The sequence below is a fragment of the Pseudomonas sp. RV120224-01b genome, assembly GCF_003208145.1.
GTDB lineage: Bacteria > Pseudomonadota > Gammaproteobacteria > Pseudomonadales > Pseudomonadaceae > Aquipseudomonas > Aquipseudomonas monteilii.
In genome coordinates this window covers 225,134-245,166 of record NZ_QKMQ01000007.1, presented here as the reverse complement: position 1 = coordinate 245,166, position 20,033 = coordinate 225,134, and the positions used below count along the sequence as shown (strand labels likewise).

At 62.5% G+C, this 20,033-nt stretch carries 22 protein-coding genes and 2 pseudogenes; 12 read left to right on the top strand and 12 right to left on the bottom strand.

Features of this window, described 5'->3' with window-relative positions; genetic code table 11:
* Window positions 1–86: 86 nt before the first annotated feature.
* Together N436_RS13870 and N436_RS13865 are read right to left on the bottom strand one after the other, a co-directional pair.
* Window positions 87–1,184 carry a mechanosensitive ion channel family protein gene (locus N436_RS13870; RefSeq protein WP_110741340.1) on the bottom strand — a complete coding sequence of 366 codons (1,098 nt, stop codon included), beginning with the start codon at window positions 1,182–1,184 and terminating at the stop codon, window positions 87–89.
* Between the two features lie 72 nt (window positions 1,185–1,256).
* Window positions 1,257–1,757, bottom strand: a complete 501-nt coding sequence (locus tag N436_RS13865) for a DUF4142 domain-containing protein (protein WP_110741339.1) — start codon at window positions 1,755–1,757, stop codon at window positions 1,257–1,259.
* A gap of 216 nt (window positions 1,758–1,973) precedes the next feature.
* Between N436_RS13865 and N436_RS13860 the strand changes: the two genes are divergently transcribed.
* The 6 genes from N436_RS13860 (at window position 1,974) to N436_RS13840 (ending at window position 6,657) form a co-directional block, all read left to right on the top strand.
* On the top strand, window positions 1,974–2,159 hold the full coding sequence (locus tag N436_RS13860; RefSeq protein WP_110741338.1) for a hypothetical protein: 186 nt from the start codon (window positions 1,974–1,976) through the stop codon (window positions 2,157–2,159).
* Window positions 2,160–2,173: 14 nt separating this feature from the next.
* Window positions 2,174–3,499, top strand: coding sequence for an iron-containing redox enzyme family protein (locus N436_RS13855; protein WP_110741362.1), 1,326 nt, complete (start codon window positions 2,174–2,176; stop codon window positions 3,497–3,499).
* Window positions 3,499–4,452 (top strand): class I SAM-dependent methyltransferase, encoded by a 954-nt coding sequence (locus tag N436_RS13850; protein ID WP_110741337.1) that lies wholly within the window; start codon window positions 3,499–3,501, stop codon window positions 4,450–4,452. The genes N436_RS13855 and N436_RS13850 overlap by 1 nt, the downstream gene beginning before the upstream one ends.
* A 7-nt stretch (window positions 4,453–4,459) precedes the next feature.
* Entirely contained in the window at window positions 4,460–5,566 is a 1,107-nt protein-coding gene (locus N436_RS13845) for a carboxylate-amine ligase (RefSeq protein WP_110741336.1), read from the top strand.
* Window positions 5,567–5,673: 107 nt separating this feature from the next.
* Window positions 5,674–5,811, top strand: coding sequence for a PSPA7_2676 family Cys-rich small protein (locus N436_RS28585; protein WP_177410881.1), 138 nt, complete (start codon window positions 5,674–5,676; stop codon window positions 5,809–5,811).
* 9 nt (window positions 5,812–5,820) lie between these two features.
* Window positions 5,821–6,657 (top strand): Ku protein, encoded by an 837-nt coding sequence (locus N436_RS13840; protein ID WP_110741335.1) that lies wholly within the window; start codon window positions 5,821–5,823, stop codon window positions 6,655–6,657.
* Between the two features lies 1 nt (window position 6,658).
* Here N436_RS13840 and N436_RS13835 read toward each other — a convergent pair whose 3' ends face one another.
* From N436_RS13835 to ligD, 5 genes are read right to left on the bottom strand one after another with little or no spacing between them, the layout of a single operon-like run.
* The gene (locus N436_RS13835; RefSeq protein WP_110741334.1) at window positions 6,659–7,321 is read right to left on the bottom strand and encodes a glycosyltransferase family 2 protein; all 663 of its coding nucleotides are present in this window, start codon (window positions 7,319–7,321) and stop codon (window positions 6,659–6,661) included.
* Window positions 7,318–7,917, bottom strand: coding sequence for a bifunctional 2-polyprenyl-6-hydroxyphenol methylase/3-demethylubiquinol 3-O-methyltransferase UbiG (locus tag N436_RS13830; RefSeq protein ID WP_110741333.1), 600 nt, complete (start codon window positions 7,915–7,917; stop codon window positions 7,318–7,320). Before N436_RS13830 ends, N436_RS13835 begins: the two co-directional genes overlap by 4 nt.
* Window positions 7,914–8,684, bottom strand: coding sequence for a PIG-L deacetylase family protein (locus tag N436_RS13825; protein WP_110741332.1), 771 nt, complete (start codon window positions 8,682–8,684; stop codon window positions 7,914–7,916). The genes N436_RS13830 and N436_RS13825 overlap by 4 nt, the downstream gene beginning before the upstream one ends.
* Window positions 8,681–9,706 (bottom strand): acyl-CoA dehydrogenase, encoded by a 1,026-nt coding sequence (locus tag N436_RS13820; RefSeq protein WP_110741331.1) that lies wholly within the window; start codon window positions 9,704–9,706, stop codon window positions 8,681–8,683. The genes N436_RS13825 and N436_RS13820 overlap by 4 nt, the downstream gene beginning before the upstream one ends.
* Window positions 9,703–12,168: a DNA ligase D gene (ligD, locus tag N436_RS13815; protein ID WP_110741330.1), complete on the bottom strand. Its 2,466-nt coding sequence runs from the start codon at window positions 12,166–12,168 to the stop codon at window positions 9,703–9,705. Before ligD ends, N436_RS13820 begins: the two co-directional genes overlap by 4 nt.
* A 153-nt stretch (window positions 12,169–12,321) precedes the next feature.
* Here ligD and N436_RS13810 point away from each other — a divergent pair, with 153 nt between their 5' ends.
* The 4 genes from N436_RS13810 (at window position 12,322) to N436_RS28750 (ending at window position 13,977) form a co-directional block, all read left to right on the top strand.
* A complete protein-coding gene (locus tag N436_RS13810) occupies window positions 12,322–12,783 on the top strand; it encodes a phosphotransferase system, HPr-related protein (RefSeq protein ID WP_110741329.1) in 462 nt (153 codons plus the stop codon).
* The gene (locus tag N436_RS13805; RefSeq protein WP_110741328.1) at window positions 12,780–13,010 is read left to right on the top strand and encodes a metallothionein; all 231 of its coding nucleotides are present in this window, start codon (window positions 12,780–12,782) and stop codon (window positions 13,008–13,010) included. Before N436_RS13810 ends, N436_RS13805 begins: the two co-directional genes overlap by 4 nt.
* 339 nt (window positions 13,011–13,349) lie before the next feature.
* The gene (locus N436_RS13795) at window positions 13,350–13,730 is read left to right on the top strand and encodes a low affinity iron permease family protein (protein ID WP_110741326.1); all 381 of its coding nucleotides are present in this window, start codon (window positions 13,350–13,352) and stop codon (window positions 13,728–13,730) included.
* Between the two features lie 82 nt (window positions 13,731–13,812).
* Entirely contained in the window at window positions 13,813–13,977 is a 165-nt protein-coding gene (locus N436_RS28750) for a DUF6021 family protein (protein WP_256589961.1), read from the top strand.
* 153 nt (window positions 13,978–14,130) lie between these two features.
* On the opposite strand, the pseudogene N436_RS13785 reads toward N436_RS28750, so the two are convergent.
* A pseudogene (locus N436_RS13785) lies at window positions 14,131–14,663 on the bottom strand (type 1 glutamine amidotransferase domain-containing protein).
* A gap of 166 nt (window positions 14,664–14,829) precedes the next feature.
* Between N436_RS13785 and N436_RS13780 the strand changes: the two are divergent.
* Window positions 14,830–15,072, top strand: a complete 243-nt coding sequence (locus N436_RS13780) for a hypothetical protein (protein WP_110741324.1) — start codon at window positions 14,830–14,832, stop codon at window positions 15,070–15,072.
* Window positions 15,069–15,152: pseudogene (locus N436_RS13775) on the top strand (exodeoxyribonuclease III); the annotation flags it as partial. The gene N436_RS13780 and the pseudogene N436_RS13775, both read left to right, overlap by 4 nt.
* 142 nt (window positions 15,153–15,294) lie before the next feature.
* On the opposite strand, the gene N436_RS13770 reads toward N436_RS13775, so the two are convergent.
* From N436_RS13770 to prpR, 4 genes are all read right to left on the bottom strand, one after another.
* Window positions 15,295–16,152: a glucose 1-dehydrogenase gene (locus tag N436_RS13770; protein ID WP_110741323.1), complete on the bottom strand. Its 858-nt coding sequence runs from the start codon at window positions 16,150–16,152 to the stop codon at window positions 15,295–15,297.
* A 588-nt stretch (window positions 16,153–16,740) separates the two neighbouring features.
* The gene (locus N436_RS13765; protein WP_110741322.1) at window positions 16,741–17,121 is read right to left on the bottom strand and encodes a termination factor Rho; all 381 of its coding nucleotides are present in this window, start codon (window positions 17,119–17,121) and stop codon (window positions 16,741–16,743) included.
* 123 nt (window positions 17,122–17,244) lie between these two features.
* Entirely contained in the window at window positions 17,245–17,460 is a 216-nt protein-coding gene (locus tag N436_RS13760) for a hypothetical protein (RefSeq protein WP_110741321.1), read from the bottom strand.
* Between the two features lie 584 nt (window positions 17,461–18,044).
* Window positions 18,045–19,991: a propionate catabolism operon regulatory protein PrpR gene (prpR, locus tag N436_RS13755; protein ID WP_110741320.1), complete on the bottom strand. Its 1,947-nt coding sequence runs from the start codon at window positions 19,989–19,991 to the stop codon at window positions 18,045–18,047.
* Between the last annotated feature and the right edge of the window lie 42 nt (window positions 19,992–20,033).

Genomic DNA, 20,033 nt, shown 5'->3' with positions numbered 1-20,033 from the left:
GGCAGCGATTATAGGCTCGACAGCCTTCAATGGACGAGCGGGGATACAGGTAAGACTGCTCGCACGGACCAAAGTGCGACGCGCCGTCACAGTGCCTGAGACTGAACGAGGGGTTGCGGCATCGCCGTCACCTTGATGGCACGCACTGGCACGGCAAATTTGGCGCCGATTCGGGTAAAGCGTTCGAGCAGGTGAAAGTTGATGGCCTGTTGAATATCCATGTAGAGGTTGTAGCCAGGGTCTCTCACGATATAGACGCATTCGAACTCCAGCGCCTCTTTGCCAAAGCCACGCAAGTGAGCGCGGTCGAAACGCACCTGCTGCTGGGCCCTGATCGCCTCTTCGACGATGGCGGGCGCCTGTTTCACCGCCTCGGTGGGCGTGTCGTACGACAAGCCGAACTCGAACACGATGCGTCGTTCCTGCAAGCGCTTGTAGTTCTGGATCGTGCTGCTGATCATGCTGGCATTCGCCATGACGATCTGCTCACCGCCCAGGCTGCGGATGCGTGTAGTCTTCAGCCCGACATGTTCCACTGTGCCGGCCAGTGGGCCGATGACGATGAAGTCGCCGACTTCGAAGGGTTTATCGACGGCAATCGACAATGAGGCAAACAGGTCACCCAGAATGTTCTGCACGGCCAGGGCGACGGCAATGCCGCCCACACCCAGGCTGGCCACGAAGGCGGTGATATTGACGCCCAGATTGGACAGCATGGCCAGCAACACCACCGACCACAACAGCACGCGCGCGCCCCAGGCCGAAAGCGTGGCCAGCGCACTGCCTTGGTAAAGGCCGTCGGCGCTGTGCCGGCTGAAGTAGCGGGTCAGGCCCAGCGCGATGGCGCGATTGACCCAGAGGCCGATCTGCAGCGCAGCGACCACGAACCACAAGCTACTGACCCGGCCCAACCAGCGCTCGGGCAGGTCCAGCATGCTCAGACCCACCAGCAGCGAAGCGAGCAGCAGCAGGCTGTTACTGGTACCGGCCAGTACCTTGGCCAGCACCTGACTCATTGCCCCGTCATGTTCGGACCAGCGCTGCACCCTGCGCATCAACAGGCCGATGACAGCTCTGGCAATCAGGAACGTCAGCACAGCAACGCACAGCGCTACCAGCAGGTTGAGGATGGAAATGCCGAAGAATGTGGTGTCGGTGAACAGTTCGATGATTCGATCATTCATGGGGAGCCCACCTCCAGATGGCTCAAGGCAGGGCCGCAGGGCGGCCCCTGGGATTGTGCGGTGACGTGTGGGTTACTTGCCGGTGGTGGCTTGCAGTGCCTTGGCCTGTTCCAGATGGTGTTGCAGCGTTGGAAGCTTGTCGCTGGCGAAGGCCTTCAGCTCCGGCTTGTCGGAGGAGGCGGCCTCTTTCTTGAACAGCTCCACGGCCTTTTCGTGCGCGTCGACCTGGTTATTGACGTATGACCGGTCGAAGGACTCCTCGCGCCATTCGAGAATCATCTTCTTGACCTTGTCGGTCAGCGCTGCTTCGTCGGGCACGCTGATGTCCAGCTTGCGGGCGATATCACCGAGTTCCTGATTGGCTTTGGTATGGTCTGTGACCATTTGCTGGGCGAATTGCTTGATATCTGCGCTCTGGCTCTTTTCCTGCGCCAGGTTGGCGGTGACCACTTCGGCGATACCGGCTTCAGTGGCCGCATCGACGAAGTCGTCCGAAGACGCTGCCTGCACCTGCAGCGACGCTAGGCCCATCAACAGGGTAACGCCGGCGATTTTCAAGAATGGTGTGTTCATGTCTCACTCCTTCGTTCTGTTGGCGCGACCTCAATGTCGCACTCGGTTGAACCGCAGGTGTGGGTGAAGGTTTAGTTTTTCTTGAAAACAGGGCCGCCGTGGCGGCGCAATCTGCGTTTCTGGGCACCGCTCATCCGCTATGTCGTAATCAGAACGAATTCAGGGGGGCGCGTTGGACTCGTTGGTATAAGTCTTCAAACAAAGCGAGAGCTCGACATGAAAAGCAACCTGTTCACCACGCTGTTGTTGACTGCCAGCTTCACGCTGCTCGGAGGTTGCTTCGACCGCGATAACGACCATCCAGCGAAGGATGCCGACCCGAGTAAACCGTCGCTTCAGATGCAGCAACCCAGTGACCCCGCAACCGCCCCTCCAGCTGAGAGCAAACCGCAGAACCCATGAGCGAGGTACAGGGCATGGTGGCGATGACACCGGCAGGTACAAGGATTCACAAGGCTGATTTAGGGCTGGAGCATCGCTATCGCGCGCTGCTTGAGGGGCGAGAGCCGACCGCCGAGGCTTGGCTGGATGAGCAACTGCGCAATACCCTTGTGCTTGACGATGACCTGCCAGATGATCCTGGGCTACTCCTGGAATGGGCCGATGCCCATGCACGCCGTGTGGCAAAAGAGCATGCGGCCTATCTGGCACAACGGCGTCAGGGCGGGGCACGTCGTTATTTTGCCAACCGTGCCCATGCCTTGTGGTTCCTGCAGCAGGTCGCGCCGACCAAGGCGGTCGATGGCGCATGGCTGCACGGGGCCTTGTGGCACTGGCAGGACCCGCGCTTCCATGGGCTGATCCGCACCTTTCTCGAAGAGCTCGGGGACGGTGACCCGCGCTGCAATCATGTGTTGATCTACCAGCGCTTGCTCAGTCGGCTTGGTTGCCTGCAGGAAGGCCCGCTTGACCCCGTTCGATACCTGCAGGGCGCGCTGCAACTAGCTTTAGGGCAGCACTGCCAGCGGTTCCTGCCGGAAGTGATCGGTTACAACCTGGGTTACGAGCAACCGCCCTTGCACCTGCTGATTACCACGCATGAGCTGGCCGAGTTGGGTATCGACGCCTATTACTTCCAGCTCCATGTGACCATCGACAATGCCGCCAGTGGTCATGCGCGACGCGCCGCGCAGAGCGTCACCGAGCTGGCGCGCGATCAGGGGGCCGCGTTCTACGAGCGGGTACGGCACGGCTATCGGCTGAATGACCTGGGGATCAACACGCCGTCGTTGATCGCCTCGTTCGATCTGCAGGCCGAATTGTTCGGCGCGCTGGAACGCAAGCGCAGCTACGGGCAGTGCATGCATTCGGACCGCTGTCGTCTGCAAGGACGCACCATCAACCAATGGCTTGCTGAACCCGGCGCGATGCCCGGGTTTCTGGATGCACTGCAGGCCCAAGGTTGGATCAAGCGTGACACCGATCCCCGACAGAGCCGCTTCTGGTCGCTGATCGAGGGGCCGACAGCGGCTATGTTCGGTGTGTTCGATGCCTATGAAAAGCAGCTCTGGTATGACTGGATCGCTGGAAACTGGCAAGGCGCCGGAACGCGTCGGGTGCCGCCAGGGCAGTGGGAGCACGCCTTGCAGTTGGCAGATGAAACGCCCCTTTCGCCGCAGAATGCGGACATGGCTGCACTGATCAAAGCAATGGCCGGCAATCGGCATGCTACCCCGGCGGGCCTGCACGCCACCCGCGCGTTCATCAAGGCCACCGGCCTGATGCACGGAGGGCTTTACTGATGCTGCTCGACCAGGACCAGATCCGTGCCGATGAGGCCTTGCTGCAATTGGGTAACCGTTTGCGTGCCGACGGCTATCATTTCACCTGCGTAACCCCTGCGACCCAAGCCAGGGTCAATGCCCGGGCCGATGCGCAGCAGGCGCGTACCTTGCGTGATGTGTTCGGCTGGAGTCGACCGTTCGCCGCGTCACTGCTCAGCCCCGATGAACTGGAGCAGCTGCGCCTTGCCGGCGTGCTGGAAGCACAGGGGGCGCTGTGGCGCAGTACTGTACGCTGGTCCAGCCTGGACGATCTGTTGCTGGTACATGCTGCCTGGCCAACGGACAGCCGCGACGCGGTGTTCTTCGGCCCAGACAGCTACCGCTTCGCCCAGTTGATCCACGATCACCTCAGAAGCACGCCCGAGCGTGTGCAGCATTCCGTCGACATTGGTTGCGGCACGGGTGTCGGCGCGTTGCTGATTGCGCGCGCCGCGCAGCATGCGCAGGTTTGCGCAGTGGATATCAACCCTGCTGCATTGCGCTACACCGCCATCAATGCCGCCTTGGCCGGTGTGGCCAATGTTTCGGTCGAGCGCAGTGACCTGCTCAATGACATCGCAGGTATCTTCGACCTGATCGTCGCCAACCCGCCGTACATGCTCGACGCCGGACAGCGCGCCTACCGCCACGGCGGCGGCGCACTGGGTGCCGAGCTGTCGCTGCGCATCGTCGAGCAAGCCCGGGAGCGCCTGTCGCCAGGGGGCACGTTGCTGCTCTACACCGGTGTCGCCATCGTCGAGGGGCGCGACGCGCTGCTTGAAGCCATGCGGTTGCGCCTGGCAGGGCCTGCGTTCAGTTGGTTCTATCGCGAGCTGGACCCCGACGTATTCGGTGAGCAATTGCTTGAACCCGGTTACGAGCAGGTCGAGCGCATTGCCGCCGTGGCCCTGACCGTCACCCGTCGCGGTTGATAGCGTCGTGGCGCGGCAGTGCACGTTTGGCATCGAGGAAGAATACCTGCTGGTGAACCTGGCCACCGGGCAGGTCATGGCGGCTCCGTCAGCAGCCGTGGCCCGCTGTTGTCGGGATGCGCTGGGCCCGTGGTTCGCGGAGGAAATGTTCCGTAGCCAGATAGAGATCGCTTCGCCCATATTCGACGCACTGCAACAGGCGCGTGAGTTCTTTGGCGAGCGGCGACAGCGCCTGGCCCAGGCGCTGGCCGATGAGGGCGCCGGGCTATACGGCGCGGCGAGCCACCCCAGCGCCCAGTGGCTGCGCCAACGCCCACGTGGCTCCCCGCACTATCGCCAGTTGTTCGACGATTACCAGCTGGTGGCCCGGCGCAGCCTGTTGAATGGCCTGCACGTGCACGTCGGCGTACCGGTGGGCATCGATCGAATGCGGGTGATCAATCGGGTGCTGTACTGGCTGCCCTTGTTGTTGGCGCTCAGTACCTCGTCTGCGTATTGGGGCGGTGAGGATACCGGCTATATGAGCTACCGCCGCGTGGTGTGCGGGGAATGGCCGCACATGGGGCTGCCCGAGCCGTTGCCGGACTGGAGCGCGTACCAGCGCTACCGGGCATTGCTGCAACGGACCGGCAGCCTGGCCGAAGACGGCGACTTCTGGTGGGCGATCAGGCCCTCGCGGCGGTTTCCGACGGTCGAGCTGCGTATCTGCGATGGCTGCCCGCGGCTGGAGGATGCCCTGGCTGTCGCCGGCCTGTTTCGCCACCTTGTCGGGCAGGTGCTGGCCCGCCACGACGACCCCGCCAGCCGCGAGATGCGCTGGATTAGCCAGGAAAACTACTGGCGCGCCCTGCGTCAGGGCCGCCTGGCCAACTTCATCGGTGTCCATGCGCAACAGCCGGTCAGCGCCGAGGGCTGGCTGATGCAGTTGCAGCTGCAATGCCCGCCGGACACCGCCGATGCCGAGCGATCATTCGTTCAGGCCCGGCATATCCTGCGCGAAGGCAGCAGTGCCGATCGCCAGCGGCAGGCCTTCGCGTTGGCCCGTGAACAGGGCCTGGATAACCGCCAGGCGATGCGCGCAGTGGTCGGGCAGGTGATGAGCGATCATCGGTAGGCCGGTGGCGAGCCGCTGCCCCTTGGAAATCCGGATAAACCTTCGCGGCGCCTTGGAGTCAGTTTCAGTAAGGGCCCGGATACTCCAGAGGGCCAGGGAGGTGGCTGATGAAACTCTACTGCCTGCTGCGTGGCTGCCAATGGCGCAGCCTGCTGGTGTGTGAAGTCGCCGGCCTTCACTGCCAGTGTTGCGAACGCTGTGGCGCGCTGCGCTACAGCCAGCCCGGTCAACCTTTCAATGTGTAGGAGCGGACCATGGCCCGGTCAATCTGGAAAGGCGCGATCAGTTTTGGCTTGGTGCACATCCCCGTCTCGTTGAATACCGCCGTACGCAGCGAGCGTGTGGACTTCGACTGGCTGGACAAGCGCAGCATGGAGCCGGTGGGCTACAAGCGGGTGAACAAGGTGACCGGCAAGGAGATCGACAAGGAGCACATCGTCAAGGGCGTGGAGTATGAGAAGGGCCGCTACGTGGTGATCAGCGAAGAGGAAATTCGCAAGGCCAGGCCTGAAGCGACCCAGACCATCGACATCTTCTCGTTCGTCGACGCCGGCGACATTCCGCTGCAACAGTTTGACACCCCCTACTACCTGAGCCCCGACCGTCGTGGTGCCAAGGTCTATGCCTTGCTGCGCGAGACCCTGCACAGCACCGGCAAGGTGGCCTTGGCCACCGTCGTGCTGCACACCCGGCAGCACCTGGCGCTGCTGCGCCCGCTGGACGATGCACTGGTATTGATCACGCTGCGCTGGCCGGAAGAGGTGCGTGGGCTGGATACGCTGGAACTGGACAAGAGCGTGACCGAGAGCAAGGTCGACAAGCGTGAGCTGGACATGGCCAGGCGCCTGGTGGAGGACATGAGCGGGAAATGGACGCCCGATGAGTACCATGATGCGTTTCGCCAGACCATCCTCGACCTGGTGGAGGAGAAGGCCAGCAAAGGCAAGATCGAGACCGTGGACAAAGGCGAGGGCGAGGCGGCGGAGAAGGGCGCCGATATCATCGACCTCACCGAACTGCTCAAACGCAGCCTCGGTGGCAAGACCAAGACCAAGAAACCGGCGGCCAAACGGCCACGCAAGGCCTCTTGAGCTACGGTAGCTGCCCCTCCAGCCCGCGGAGATAGTCCCCGAAGCCCTGACGCGCGCGGCTGTCCACCCGGCTGCTGGTGGCCACGCTGTGCGCCGCCGTCCAGATGATCTGTGCGCCGCTGGCTTCAAGGGCCAACACCAGTTGCACATCTTCATGCGCCGGCAATGGCTGGAAGCCTCCCACGCGCTCGTAGGCTTTGGCACATACGCCGAGGTTGGCGCCATGGATATGCCGATGCCCGTCACGTGCCTGATAACGGCTGCGATACAACTGGCGTAACGCTGCGTTCTGCCACGGCTGCCAGCGCTCGATATGCACCGTGCCGCACACCGCGTCCGCGTGCCATTGCAGTTGTGACACCAGCCAATGTCTGGGCACGCGACTGTCGGCGTCGGTGAAGGCCAGCCACTGAGCGCCGCGTTCGATCATCCACGCCGCGCCCAGGCGCCGGGCGATGCCGACATTGCCGGCCTCCAGTTCCAGGGTATGCACACCATGGCGGCGGGCGATGCGCGCGCTGGCGTCGACGCAGCGATCGAGCACCACCAGAACCTCGGCCGCCAGGCCCGCAGATTCGGCCTGAGACACCGCCAGCTTGACGGCGGCCAGGCAGTGCCCAAGACGACGGGCTTCGTTGTGGGCGGGGATGATGACGGCGATCATGGGCAGGTCTCGTCGAGGTCCACCACGCCGGGCTGACACGACCAGTATTCGAGCAGGAAGTCTGCCTCCTCGTGACGCAGCAGTGGGTAAAGTGGCAGATGCCGGGCCAGCAGAGCATGCACCTCGCGGCCATCCTGCGGGCAACCGGCGATGGGATGGCGCCAGTGGCAGGCCAGCAAACCGCCGTCATACGCCAGGCTGGCCACCGACTGCTCGATCACCTGCAACCAGTCGCTGGGGTCCAGGTAGTAGCCGATCTCACTGAGCACGATCAGGTCAAACTGACCGCCCGGCCAGTCGCCCGGCAGGTGGCCCTGTTCGACATGGGCGTGGCTCACGCCTGCAAGCCGCTGACGGGCCAGGGCCACGGCGGTCGCGTCGATGTCCTGGCACGACAGGCTGGCGCAGCGCTCGGCCAGCATAACGCTCAGCTCGCCGTTGGCGCAGGCCGGCTCGAATACGCGCTCGTAGCATTGGCGCGGCAGGCTGGCCAGGGTCAGCTCGCGCTTGCGCCGTTCGTACCAGCGGGTACGAAAGGCCCAGGGGTCATCGCTGCCGGCGTACAAGTCGGCGAAGTACTGTGCGTCCAGGCTCATGTTGCCTCCGTTGACAGAAAGATCAGTTCGAACGGTTGCAACAGGCAAGCCTGCAGCTGTTCTGGCACAACTGGTGGCCGATCACCATCGGGCTGCAACTGGCTGGCATGTGCGGCAAGGGCTTGGCGCTTGAGAGCCAGATGCTCATCGCAGAGCTGCAGGCGGTGAGCCCGGGGCCAGGGCAAACGCGGGTCATCGGGGCTTGCCCAGTACCAGGCCCAGACCGGGACCTCAGCCAGTTGTACACGCCTGGCCTGGGCAGCCTGGGCACAGGCGCGACCTGCTGCTTCGTGGTCGCAATGGCCGTCGCCGCGCCATGTGGTCAGCAGCAGGTCGCCAGGCTTGAGCAACTGGTTCAGGTGGTTGACCAGGAAGGCTTCATCGTGGGGCAGCGCGCCGTCCTTGAGGTTGAGTCGTCGCCAGTCGAGGCGGTTGAGGTCCAGCCCAAGCAGTTGCAGGGCATGGCGGCTTTCCAGTGGGCGCTGATGACGCAGGCGGCGCTCGGGCCATTGCGAGGAATGTGGGTGGCTGCCCTCGCCATTGGTTGCAGAAACAAGCAGCACGTCCTGTTCTCGCCCCTGGAAGCTGGCCAGCAGCCCGCCGGCCATGAGGATTTCGTCGTCCGGGTGCGGAGCCAGCAATACCATGCGCCTTCCGGGTGGGCACAACTGTTCGGGCAGCGTCCAGCTGGCGCGGGCCAGCTGAGCAGAATGCTGCCAGGCGCTCCATGGCGTCCCTTGCGCAGCCTGTATCAAGTTCTGGCTCATAGCTGCCATGCTCCCGCCGGCATGCCGGTCAGTTGTCGGCCCAACTCGGCCAGGTCGCGCTCGGCGTGACTCTGGCGCAGGTACACCGGCAAGTCTGCACTGAGCCTCGCAAAATGGCCGCTTAGACAGAACGGTGTGGCCCCCAGTGCCCGGCCGACATGCTGGATGACCTGTTCGACCGCCTGCTCGACTTGGGCGCGGGTGCGCCGCACCTGGAAGCTGGCGTCGTCCTGAGGGTGGAGGTCGATCCAGGTGGCGCATTCGCGCAAGGCTGCACGGGCACCGTACAAGGCTGCATCGACTGCGCCCAGATGCGCATCAGCATACGGGTCGCGCCTGGGTTTGCGGCACTGTTCGTGAAGGTAGCCGGCCAGGGCCTCGGCGGCGCCATACCAGCAAGCGGCGATACCCGCGCCACCTTGCCAGAAGCCAGGACGGGACAGGTACTGCCCGGGCGTACCGATGGCCAGCCCTGGCGAGTCGTCAAATTCGATGACAACACTGTTGGTGGCGGCCATGCCTACGGCGTGCCAATGCTCGGCCAGGATGCGCTGGCTGGGATGAGGCAGTTCGATGGCCACCAACTGAGGCTGGTCGTCTTCCCAGGCCGTGAGCAGGGCACGGTCGACCTGCAACGCGCCCGAACACCAAGCCTTGCGGCCTTGCAGGCGCACGCGTTCACCGTCCCGCTCGACGATGTATGCCCGGGCATCTGGCGGCTCGGCGGCCCACACGCCCCAAATGCCGTTGGAGGCATGCTGGGCGGCACCGCATTCGGCGAGGATCGCCAAGGCGTCGGTATGGCCTTCATAGAGTTTGGCCAGGCTTAGATCGCAACCGGCGACCCGCGCCAGGACGCGCCAGCGTTCGAGCGTGCAGCCCTGGCCGGGCAACGGGAGCACGTCGAGCCGTTCGCCCTGCAAGGCCTGCATCAGTTCTATTAGCGAAGCGTCGCGTTCGATGGCCTGCGAACGGTGAGCAAAACGGTGTAACAACGAATCGAAGTGGGTCAGTTCCATCATGCAATACCCAACTGCTTGCGCATACGCAACGTGATCGACTGGCGTGTCTTGCCCATTTCGGCCCACGGGTCTTCGACCTGTGCAAGCCGCGTGTGAAGGTTGCCGATGTTCCACTGGTTGGCACCCTTGAGCTGGCTCAGTTCCTCACGCCAGATCGGCACCGACACCGGCAGGCCCTCGCGGGCCCGCAGCGAGTAGGCGGCAACGGTGGTGGCACCCTTGCCGTTGCGCAGATAGTCGATAAAGATCCGCCCGACCCGGTTCTTCGGCCCGGACACGGCGCTGAGACGATCAGGGAACAGCCCGGCCATGTGGTTGACCAAGGCATGGCTAAAGTCCTTCACCTCGTCCCAGCCAGCGCGGCGGGTCAACGGTACGACGAGGTGCATGCCCTTGCCGCCGCTGGTCTTGAGAAACACCTTCAGGCCCAGTTCGTCGAGCAGGGTAAGGGTCAGCTGGGTGGCCTCAAGCATGGCTTTCCAGGGCAGCGCCGGGTCAGGGTCCAGGTCGAGGACAAAGCGGTCGGGTTTATCGAAATCCTTGGTGGTGGCATTCCAGGTGTGCAGCTCAAGCGTGTTCATCTGCACCGCGCCCAGCAGGCTGTCGGCGCGGTTGAGCACCATGGCCGCCTGGCCGGCCTGGGCCTTGTTGTAGCTGAGCACCTTGGGAATATGCAGCTGGCCGGCGTTTTTCTGGAAGAACAGTTCGCCGTCCAGACCATCCGGGGCCCGGACGAGGGCTACAGGCCGGTCCTTCAGCTGTGGCAGCAGCCAGTCGGCGACCTGAGCGTAGTACTGGGCGACCTCGCGCTTGGTGGTACCCGTGGTTGCGTCGACCACGCGGTCGGGGTGGGTCAGGCGCAGGATGCCCAGGTTCTCGGGTTCTGTCTGTGCTGCGCGCTTGGTGGGCATTGCTCGCTCCAGGTCGATGGCGTTTGCAGGTTTGTCGTCACGCAGGCCGTGGAACACCGAGTGACGCACGATGCCTTCGCGGGTCATCTGGGCATAGGCGACCTCTGCCAGCAGCTGTGGCTTGAGCCAATGCACGCCGCGCGCTTCGGCACCGGTAGGTGGTTTCGGCAAGGGCGATCTGTCGGTTTGCAACGGCTTGAGGCGGGCGTGAATGCTATCCAGGGTGGCAGCGCTGAAACCCGTGCCGACCTTGCCGGCGTAGCGCAACTGGCCGCTGCCGTGGTCGTGCAGGGCCAGCAGTAGGGCGCCGAAGCCGTTGCGGCTGCCTTTGGGGTCGGTGTAGCCGACGATCACGAATTCCTGGCGCTGCTTGCACTTTAGCTTGACCCAGTCACTACTGCGCCGGCCAACGTAGGGGCTGTCGGCACGTTTACCGATCAAGCCTTCGAGTTCCAGCCGGCAGGCGCTGTCGAGCAGTGACTCGACGGGCTCCTCAAAATCGGCGGAATACCTGAGTACCTGCGATGCATGGCCTTCCAGCAACCCGGCCAGGGTGGCGCGACGCTGTTGCAGCGGCAGCTCTCGCAGGTCCTCGCCACCCAGCCAAGGCAGGTCGAACAGGTAGTAGGTGATGCGCTCGTCATGCTCGGTGTCGAAGGCGTTCTGCAAGGCCTGAAAGTCGGCCACGCCGTTGTCGTCGACCACTACCATCTCGCCGTCCAGCCATGCCGAGTCGAGGCCCAGAGCCTTGAGCGCCTCGACCTGCCGGGGCATCTTCGCACTCCAGTCGTGGCCATTACGGGTAAACAGGCGTATGTCGTCACCGTCGATACGTGCCAAGATGCGGTAGCCGTCGAACTTGACTTCGTAGCGCCAATCGCCGCTAGGTGGGGAGTCGACCAACGTGGCCAGTTGCGGCTGGAGCGTATCCGGCAGGGGTTTGCGGCTGGCTCGCTTGTGCTTGGTGGTGGTCGCCTTGGCCGGGCTGCGCGGGGGCAGGGTGCGTTCGCTCAGCACGCTGTCCGGCAGTGCCTCGACAATGCTGTAGTCCGTTTCACTACGCGCCTGTCCGTCATGGGATTTGACCAACATCCATTGCTCTTTCTTGCCGGCCAGGTGGGTGCGGAACAGGTTCCATACCCCTGACAGTTTCTCGCCCTGCAGGCGAAAGCGCAGCTTGCCCTTTGCATATGCTTCACGTGGGTCGCCTTCGGGCTCCCACACACCCCGGTCCCAGACAATGACATCGCCGGCGCCGTAGTGGCCTTCGGGGATGCTTCCTTCGAAGTTGGCGTAATCCAGCGGATGATCCTCCACATGCACTGCCAGGCGCCGGACCTTCGGATCCAGTGAGGGGCCCTTGGGGATGGCCCAGCTCTTGAGTGTGCCGTCGAGCTCCAGGCGAAAATCGTAGTGCAGGTGGCTGGCATCGTGCTTCTGGATGCAGTACTGCAGTGCATGGGCCGAGCGGGGGCGGGCGCGCTTGCCGGCCGGCTCGGGCGTGGCATTGAAGTCGCGCTTGCGCTGGTACTCCTGCAGGGGTTTGGCCATGACGGGCTCCGGAAGGGTTCGCGGGTCTCAGGATTGGGAGGCGGCGGTGGCGCGAGGAGTTCAAAAAATGCGAGGGGTGGGGCTGGCAGAAACTCTGAATCATTTGCCGCCGGGGAGAGTCGACCGAGTTAAGCCCACAGACGGAGAACGTTCATGTCCACACCCGATGACCCAAGACCGCCCATTGAGATCGACGACACCGAAGACCGCATGGGCAGCGTCCACGAGCTGGATTTCAGCGAACGCCGCGATGAACGCCAAGGACGAGTTGGCGACGAGCGTCCGGCGCGGGAGATCGCCGAGGATTATCCGCCCCGGCGTGTCGCCGAAAGTGGGATGACCGGCGGCGAGGCGCTGAGCGACAGCCTGCACGAGGACAATGTCACCCTCGATGACCTGAGCCCCGATACGCTGCTCGATGAGACAGGTGCCCGCGATCCGGATGAGCCTGGCAGCGGCGGCCCGGCGGACAAGACCTTGCGCCAGGTGGAGGCCCACGAGATCGGTGGTGGTTTTGGCCTGGACGAGGCCGAACTGGCCCGCTCCGCGCCGCTGGACGGCGAGCCGTGGACCGATGACGTGGTACCCGATGACGAAGGGAGAGAGACGAGATGAACGAGCAACGCTGTTCCTGCACCCATTGTTCTTGCACCGTGGATGCCAATGCTCTGGTCCAGGATGGCAAGGCCTATTGCTGCGAAGCCTGTGCGAAGGGCCATCGCAACGGCGAGCCCTGTCGTATGAGCGACTGCAAGTGTGGTGAGTTGGCTGAGTCGAAAGAGTCCAATGTCGATAATGCACTGGATGAAACATTCCCGGCGAGTGATCCGATTTCGCCGTGAGGCCAGATGCCTGTAGATGTGAGACGGGAGAGCGACAGGACGTGGTTTATGTGGAAACTCACCCGTCACGCATCTGGCTTGGGTGACGCCCTCAATGGGTCTGCCACACACCGTTGTTGCGTTCGCAATCGCTACGGGCCTGGCCCAGGCTAGGGGTGTCGTAGTAGCACGACGGCCCATCAACCCTGTACTTATGAATAGCGACTCGTAGTAGTACAAGAGGGTTCAGCAGGATTGACGAGTGGAAGGCCACGCAAAAACGGAACTTTACCGGTGTTGCCATCCTCCACCGGATGCCAGTGTTTATCACATAGCGTCCAGGGTGATGGAGGTTTAGTCATGAAGTTCGATCGTTTTGCACAAAGGCTGGCCAACCACAGCGGACGCCCGTTGACCTTCGTTATCGCCTTGATGTTGATCATTGCCTGGGGCGTAAGCGGGCCCTTGTTTCATTTCAACGACACTTGGCAGCTGGTAATCAACACGTCGACCACCATCATCACATTCCTGATGGTGTTCCTGATTCAGAATACCCAAAACCGTGATAGCGACGAGATGCACATCAAACTTGACGAACTGTTGCGCACTACCCAGCGGGCGCATAAGGCGTTGCTCGACCTTGAGGATATGGGGCCTGCTGAACTCCATGCGCTTCGAAAGCGGTACCAGCAACTGGGGGAACACAACGAAGCGGGGCCGGACAGGGAGGACTCCCATTGACGGCTTCAAGAACACGCCATGGCGTTGTTAAGAAAGGGGCAAGACAGTGACGGTGAACAACTCACACTTCGGAGACCAGATGATGAAAAAATCCGACGATCAGCTGCAGAAAGGCCCCCATTCTTCCGATCATGCAACGACTGATCAGGACCTGGGGTTCGACCCGGACTCTCCGGACCTGGATGACCCTCAAGTGGACCCGCAAGGCCCCGCGAAAGCACCGAGGGACGTGGAAAAGAAACCGTGAGCCTGGCTGCCGTGGGCGCTTGCCTGCCGCACCTGCATCCATCTGTTGCCCCGGCTCGTCTTCCACAGTTCGACATGCCTGCCCTACCGGGGCAAGCGGCGCAGGCTTGTTGAACTGGCAAACCATGTGTTTGCCAGTTCTCGGGTCAGGAAGCTAGCCAGCAAGGGCCTTGATCAATTGCTCGCTGAAGGCAGGGATATCATCCGGCTGGTGATCAGGTTGCCGTCCACCACTACCTCTTCATCTACCCAGTGGCCACCTGCGTTGCGAATGTCATCCTGCAAGGTCTTGTAACTGGTCATCCGTTTGCCCTTGGCCAGTCCACTCGATACCAGCAGCCAGGCGCCGTGGCAGATTACCGCAAGCGGCTTGCTGGCCGAGTTGTGGCTTTTCACCAGTTTCTGGGCGCCAGGTATCAGGCGGATGGTGTCGGAATTCTGTACCCCACCCGGTAGCACGATGGCATCGTAAAGGTCGAGGTGGGCGCTGTCGAACGTCGCGTCCACCGCAAACTCGTCGGCCGGCTTGTCATGGTTCCAGCCGCGGACAGTGCCTTCCTTGTCACTCAGGATGTCAATCACGGCCCCGTTTTTCTGCAAGGCTTCACGGGGGCCGGTCAACTCCACTTGTTCGAAGCCATCGGTGACCAGAAAGGCTACGCGCTTGCCACTCAGTTTTGCACTCATCGTTCAGTCTCCGTTTTCGCCAGGTGTGGATGTGGGACGTCTCGGAAGGGGTGAGAAGTTCCAATGCACTACTTCAGCGGTAGGGGGGCTGAGCGGCTGACCGTTGCAGTTGAACATTGCGCGGCAATCGGGCTCTCACTAGCAGGGATAGAATGAGGCAGCCGTCATGAGCATCGAACGCAGTATTCCTGAACGCGAAGCCTGGTACGCGCAGTACGACGACATCAGCTACAGGCGCGAATCGCCGGATGCCTACCACCATGAACTGGTTCGCACCGCTGAGGCGCTACGGGACGACGGTGCGATTGACTGGGATGACTGGTTGGCGCTGAAGGCACTGGCCGACGAGGCACATATCCGGGCACTGGAAGATGCCGTACAGGCTCACGTGAGCGACCCTGACGCATGAAAGCGCTGAAGTTCGCCACCTTCAATATCAATGGTATCCGCAGCCGCCTGCCCGCACTGTTGGCGTGGCTGGAGCGGGAGCAGCGCATCTACACGTTCTGGGACAATTTTCACAATCATTAGGCGCGTAATGCCGGGCTCCGTATTGGCTGAGTACACGCAGAAAGAAACGGTTCAATGCTTAAGGAGGTTGAGGCTCGCCAGCACGGCGAGCCTCTTTTCGCTAAAGGATCGGTTTGCCGCCAGTCACTGCGTAACGTGAGCCACTGATGTAACTGGCCTCGTCGGAGCCCAGCAGCACGTAGATCGGCGCGACTTCGACCGGCTGCCCCGGCCGCCCCATCGGATAGCTGGAACCAAAGTTCTTGACGGCCTCGTCCGGCATGGTTGCCGGAATCAAAGGTGTCCAGATAGGGCCTGGCGCGACGCTGTTGACCCTGATGCCTTTCTTGGCTAACAGCTGAGCCAAACCGGCAGTGAAGTTGGCAATGGCCCCTTTGGTCGCGGCATAGGCAAGCAGGCTGGGGGATGGATCGTCGGAATTGACCGAGCTCGTATTGATGATCGCACTGCCCTTGGGCATGGAAGGCAGTGCCGCCTGGCAAATACGGAAGATGGCGGTGATATTGGTATCGAAGGTTTTCACCCATTCATCATCGTCGATCTCTTCCAGGGTTTCGTGGGCCATCTGGAACGCTGCGTTGTTGACCAGGACGTCGATACGCCCGAACTGGCTGACTGTCTTTTCGACGATGTCGTAACAGTGCTGTTTCTGCGCCAGATCTGCGGGCAACAGCAGGCATTGACGGCCTGCGGCCTCGACCCAGCGCGCAGTTTCTTGCGCGTCTTCATGCTCATCCAGATAAGCGATGGCGACGTCGGCTCCTTCACGGGCATAGGCAATCGCTACTGCCCGTCCGATGCCGCTGTCTGCTCCGGTGATGAGTGCAATCTTGCCTACGAGTCGATTGTGGCCGGTATACGACTGCTCACCACAATCCGGGTAGGGCTCCATCTTGCGCTGTGAGCCAGGGACATTTTGATGCTGCGAAGGGAAGGGTGGGGTAGGAAAGTCTCGCATGGTAGAAGCTCCTGCAGTTGAGAACGGTCATACCGGTTCGAAAGGCCTTGCCCCGATGTGTTGGTTTCAATCTGCGGTAGAAACGACGAGCGGTGCGGGATATCAATCCAATTGAATTCCATGTCCCATCGCTTGCTCTACCGAACTCAGCTCCAGGCTCATCCCGTAGCGCGGAGCCCAATTCCGGAGCAGCGAGTGCCTCGAATCATTACCCCAGCGACCCCTGAGCATGAGATCAGCGAGCACAATGCCAGGATGTTTGGTTCTCCCAAAGAGCGTCTGGACTTTTCCTGGCATCCGCGCGGCGTACAACATCATCGACCACTGGCAGCTCAAACAAAGTCACCTGCTGCGCAGTGAGCCGTGTTGGCTTGCACCACCGGCACGCTGAAGATCATCTTCCTGAAGGTTACCGCCGCTACCTTGCCCTGTTCGTTGATCCTCAGATCTCCCACTCGGCATTGGACGGGGCCGGTTGACGCTTGGCGGGGAATACGGCAAAGCCTGAGCGTGGAGCGGGGCAGGTTGATGACCCAATGGCGCTGAGTGTGAGGCGAGCGAGCCTCACGCTGTGCCGACCCTCCTCGATCACCCCTGTTTTCGCAGGGCTTCGATCAACTGGGCCTTGTTCATGCCCGAGCGCCCCGTGATGTCTTTACTGCGCGCCTCCTTCATAAGGCTTTCCTTACTTTGCGATTCCAGCGACGCGCGCGAAGCGCGTGAGTGCCCCTGGCGAGACTCGGCGGCGCGCTTGGCTGAATCCGTGCGTGCGGTCTTCTTCTCGCGCGCCGGAGTCCTGCTCCCCGAGCCTCCCGGCTTTTCACCGCCACCGGATTGTTTGTTCACGGTGGCCCAGGCGCGCGCTTCGGCTTCGTCCTTGCCTACGCCCTTGTCCTCGTACGATTGCTCGATGTGCTCGGCCTTGCGTTTCTGCTTGTCCGTATACTTGTCCTTGTCACCGCGTGGCATCACATTGACTCCTGAGTGAGCTGTGAAGCCAAGGTAAAACCGAAGTGCCGGGCTGTGGATGGGAGAACCACCGTCATTGGCCATTCCAGCTTGCTGCCCGCCCCGGCACCCGATCCACTTAGCTCAACGCCTGTCATCGGACAGAGGCGTCTGTTCATCCGCTTCCGGAGGCAACCGTTCCTGGTCGTCCCAGTCCTCTGGACGATCAAGGTCTGGCTTCTTCAGAGGATCGTATTTCTTGGGGTCATCGGGATCCAGGGTAGGATCATTCCCATCAGGATCAGGCATTGACGGGTCTGAACCTTGCGGTTGATCTTGAAAACTCGGGTCGGTAGACATAGGGACCTCTCCAATAGGGTCCAGCTTTTCTGGGCCGTACTCTTTGGAAGCTGTTCAGGTCATCGAGGTGCACTCGAGCAGATGAACGGGCAACAAAATGCCCGACTCAACCGTCGAGCTCAACGCGCTCGTCAAAGAACGAGCGGGTGATTGCGACCGCTATCGGCTATCAGTGCTGATCGTCAGCTCTGGGCCGATGGCTGCTTTCCACGAGGCATCTCAGGGGGATAGCGGAGATCAACCAAGGACAGGCCCGGTGCGCAGGAAGGCATCGCCACTCACAGACTATCCGGATCCCCAAAGAACATTTGGACATGGCTCTAGGGCAGGACTTCTGGATTGCAGAAGCAGAAATGTACCCCCAGAAATACCCCTCGATACCCTCAGTAGGATACGCGATCGAGAATGGCGATTTCGGCTAGTCATCGATGTGGTATGCGGTGGGCGTCAGTGCGTCTCCAGGGTGCAGTGGCTGGAAACTGGGCGGGCCCACGCCCGTACTGGAGCGCTCGTGACTAACGTCTTCCGTCGACGCGGAACGATACTTGATCGGTGATTGGCCGTTGGGTGGCAAAGTAGTTGATTCACCGCACTGACCTGAGCCTTCGCCATAACGTGGTCCGACTGATTCCCAACTGCCGCGCCGCTTCGTCGAGATTGCCCTGGCAGTTGTCCAGGGTTTCCTGCACATGCCGCAGCTGGGCGGCCTTGCCGATGCTGTGCAGGTCCGACTCCCGGGAGGGCCTGGCACGGCTGGTTGGCGCGACACTTTCGCACAGCTCGGGCAGCACCCGCGCCAGATACTGTTCATCTACGCCGCGCTCTCCCAGCAGTTCGCGGGCCGAGAGCATCGCCCGCTCGATCACGTTCTCCAGCTCACGCACATTGCCTGGCCACCCATAACGTGCCAGGTAAGGCAGCAGGGCGCCTGGCACCTCCGCCGCGCCGGGCGGCTGACCTTGGACCAGCAGGCGCTGGCTGATGCCTCGACAGATCAGGGCGATATCCTCGGGGCGCTCGCGCAATGGAGTGGTCTGTAGGCGCAGGATGTTGAGCCGGTAATAGAGGTCGGTACGAAAATCGCCATCTTGTATCGCAGCACTCAGGTCCTGATGGGTGGCGGCGATGATGCGCACATCGATCGCGATCGGCTCGGTGCCGCCCAGGCGCAGGACCTCGCGCTCCTGCAGTACCCGCAACAAGCGCGTCTGCAGTGACACGGGCATGTCGCCTATCTCGTCGAGGAACAGCGTGCCACGGTGAGCCACTTCGAACAGGCCGGGCTTGCCGCCCTTGCGCGAGCCGCTGAAGGCGCCTTCCTCATAGCCGAACAGTTCGCTTTCCAGCAGCGACTCGGGGAATGCCGCGCAGTTGATGGCGACGAAGGGGCCCTGTCGACGCGGGCTCTCGTTATGGATGCCCTGGGCCAGCAACTCTTTGCCGGTACCGCTTTCACCGGTGATCAGGATGGTTGAATGACTGGCGGCGAAACGCCTGGCCAGCTGCAGCATTTCGCGGTTGGCCCGGCTGTTGCCGTCGAGCTGCTCGAGGCGGTATCGGGCGGTAAAGGCGCCGGGGCGGCGGGTGGAGCGGATGCGTTGGTCCGCGCGCTGCACGGCGGTGGTGTCCTGGCAGGTCAGGACCAGTCCGGTGCGCTGGCCGTTCTCGAGGATCGGCAGCAGGTTGCTGACCACTGCATGTGAGCCGAGCCGGATCACCCGGTTTTCTTCGCCACCCTCCGCCAACGCCTGCTCCAGGTCCAGTTCCGGGCACAACTGCTGCAGCGGACGGCCCAGCGCTGCGCTCAGTGGCAAATCCAGCAGGTGGGCCAGGGCCGGATTGAGCGACTGCACCACGCCCTGGTTGTCGACCGCCGCCACACCGGTGGGGATGTGTTGCAGCACGGCGTTCAAGTGCCGGCGTTTGGCGATCTCGATACGTTGGCTGTCGAGAATGCCCAGGGCCTCCTCGAGCGCCTTGCGCACGGTGTCTTCGCTCAGCGACAGCACGCCGTGCAGGCCTGCCTGTTCCGCCAGCTCCACCACCGTCGACGAACCGATGACGCTGCGACATCCCAGCCGGGCGGCCTGTTCGACCGCTTGGCGCGCCTCTTCCAGGGAGGTGTAGGCGGCCTGGTGAACCTGCACCGTGAACAGCGCGGCCATGGCCTGGAGGCCCTGGTCGATGCGGTGGTAGCTGAGCAAGGCCACTTGCGAGGCATGCTCGCGCGCCTGCCCCAGCGCCCGCAGCAGGTCATCGCCGCCCACGCGCATGGTCAGGACCGGGCGCGCCAGGTGCTTGCGCAGGTAGGCGGCAGTGGCCCCGGCGCAGATGAACACGTCGGCTTCGCCGCGCAATTCCAGTTCGCGGGCGGCTTGCAACGCCTCGGTCACCGAGGTGTCGAGCACTTCGATGTGGGTGTCGAGGTAGTCCGCGGCGAGCGCGGCCACCATTTGCGCGAGGCGGCTGCGTTGCCGGGGGCGCTGCAGGTGGCTGATCAGCACGACGACCTGGGAGGTGGGGGAGTGCATGGCGGCGCCTGTTCAGAATTGAAGTGTTTCCATCCTGAACTA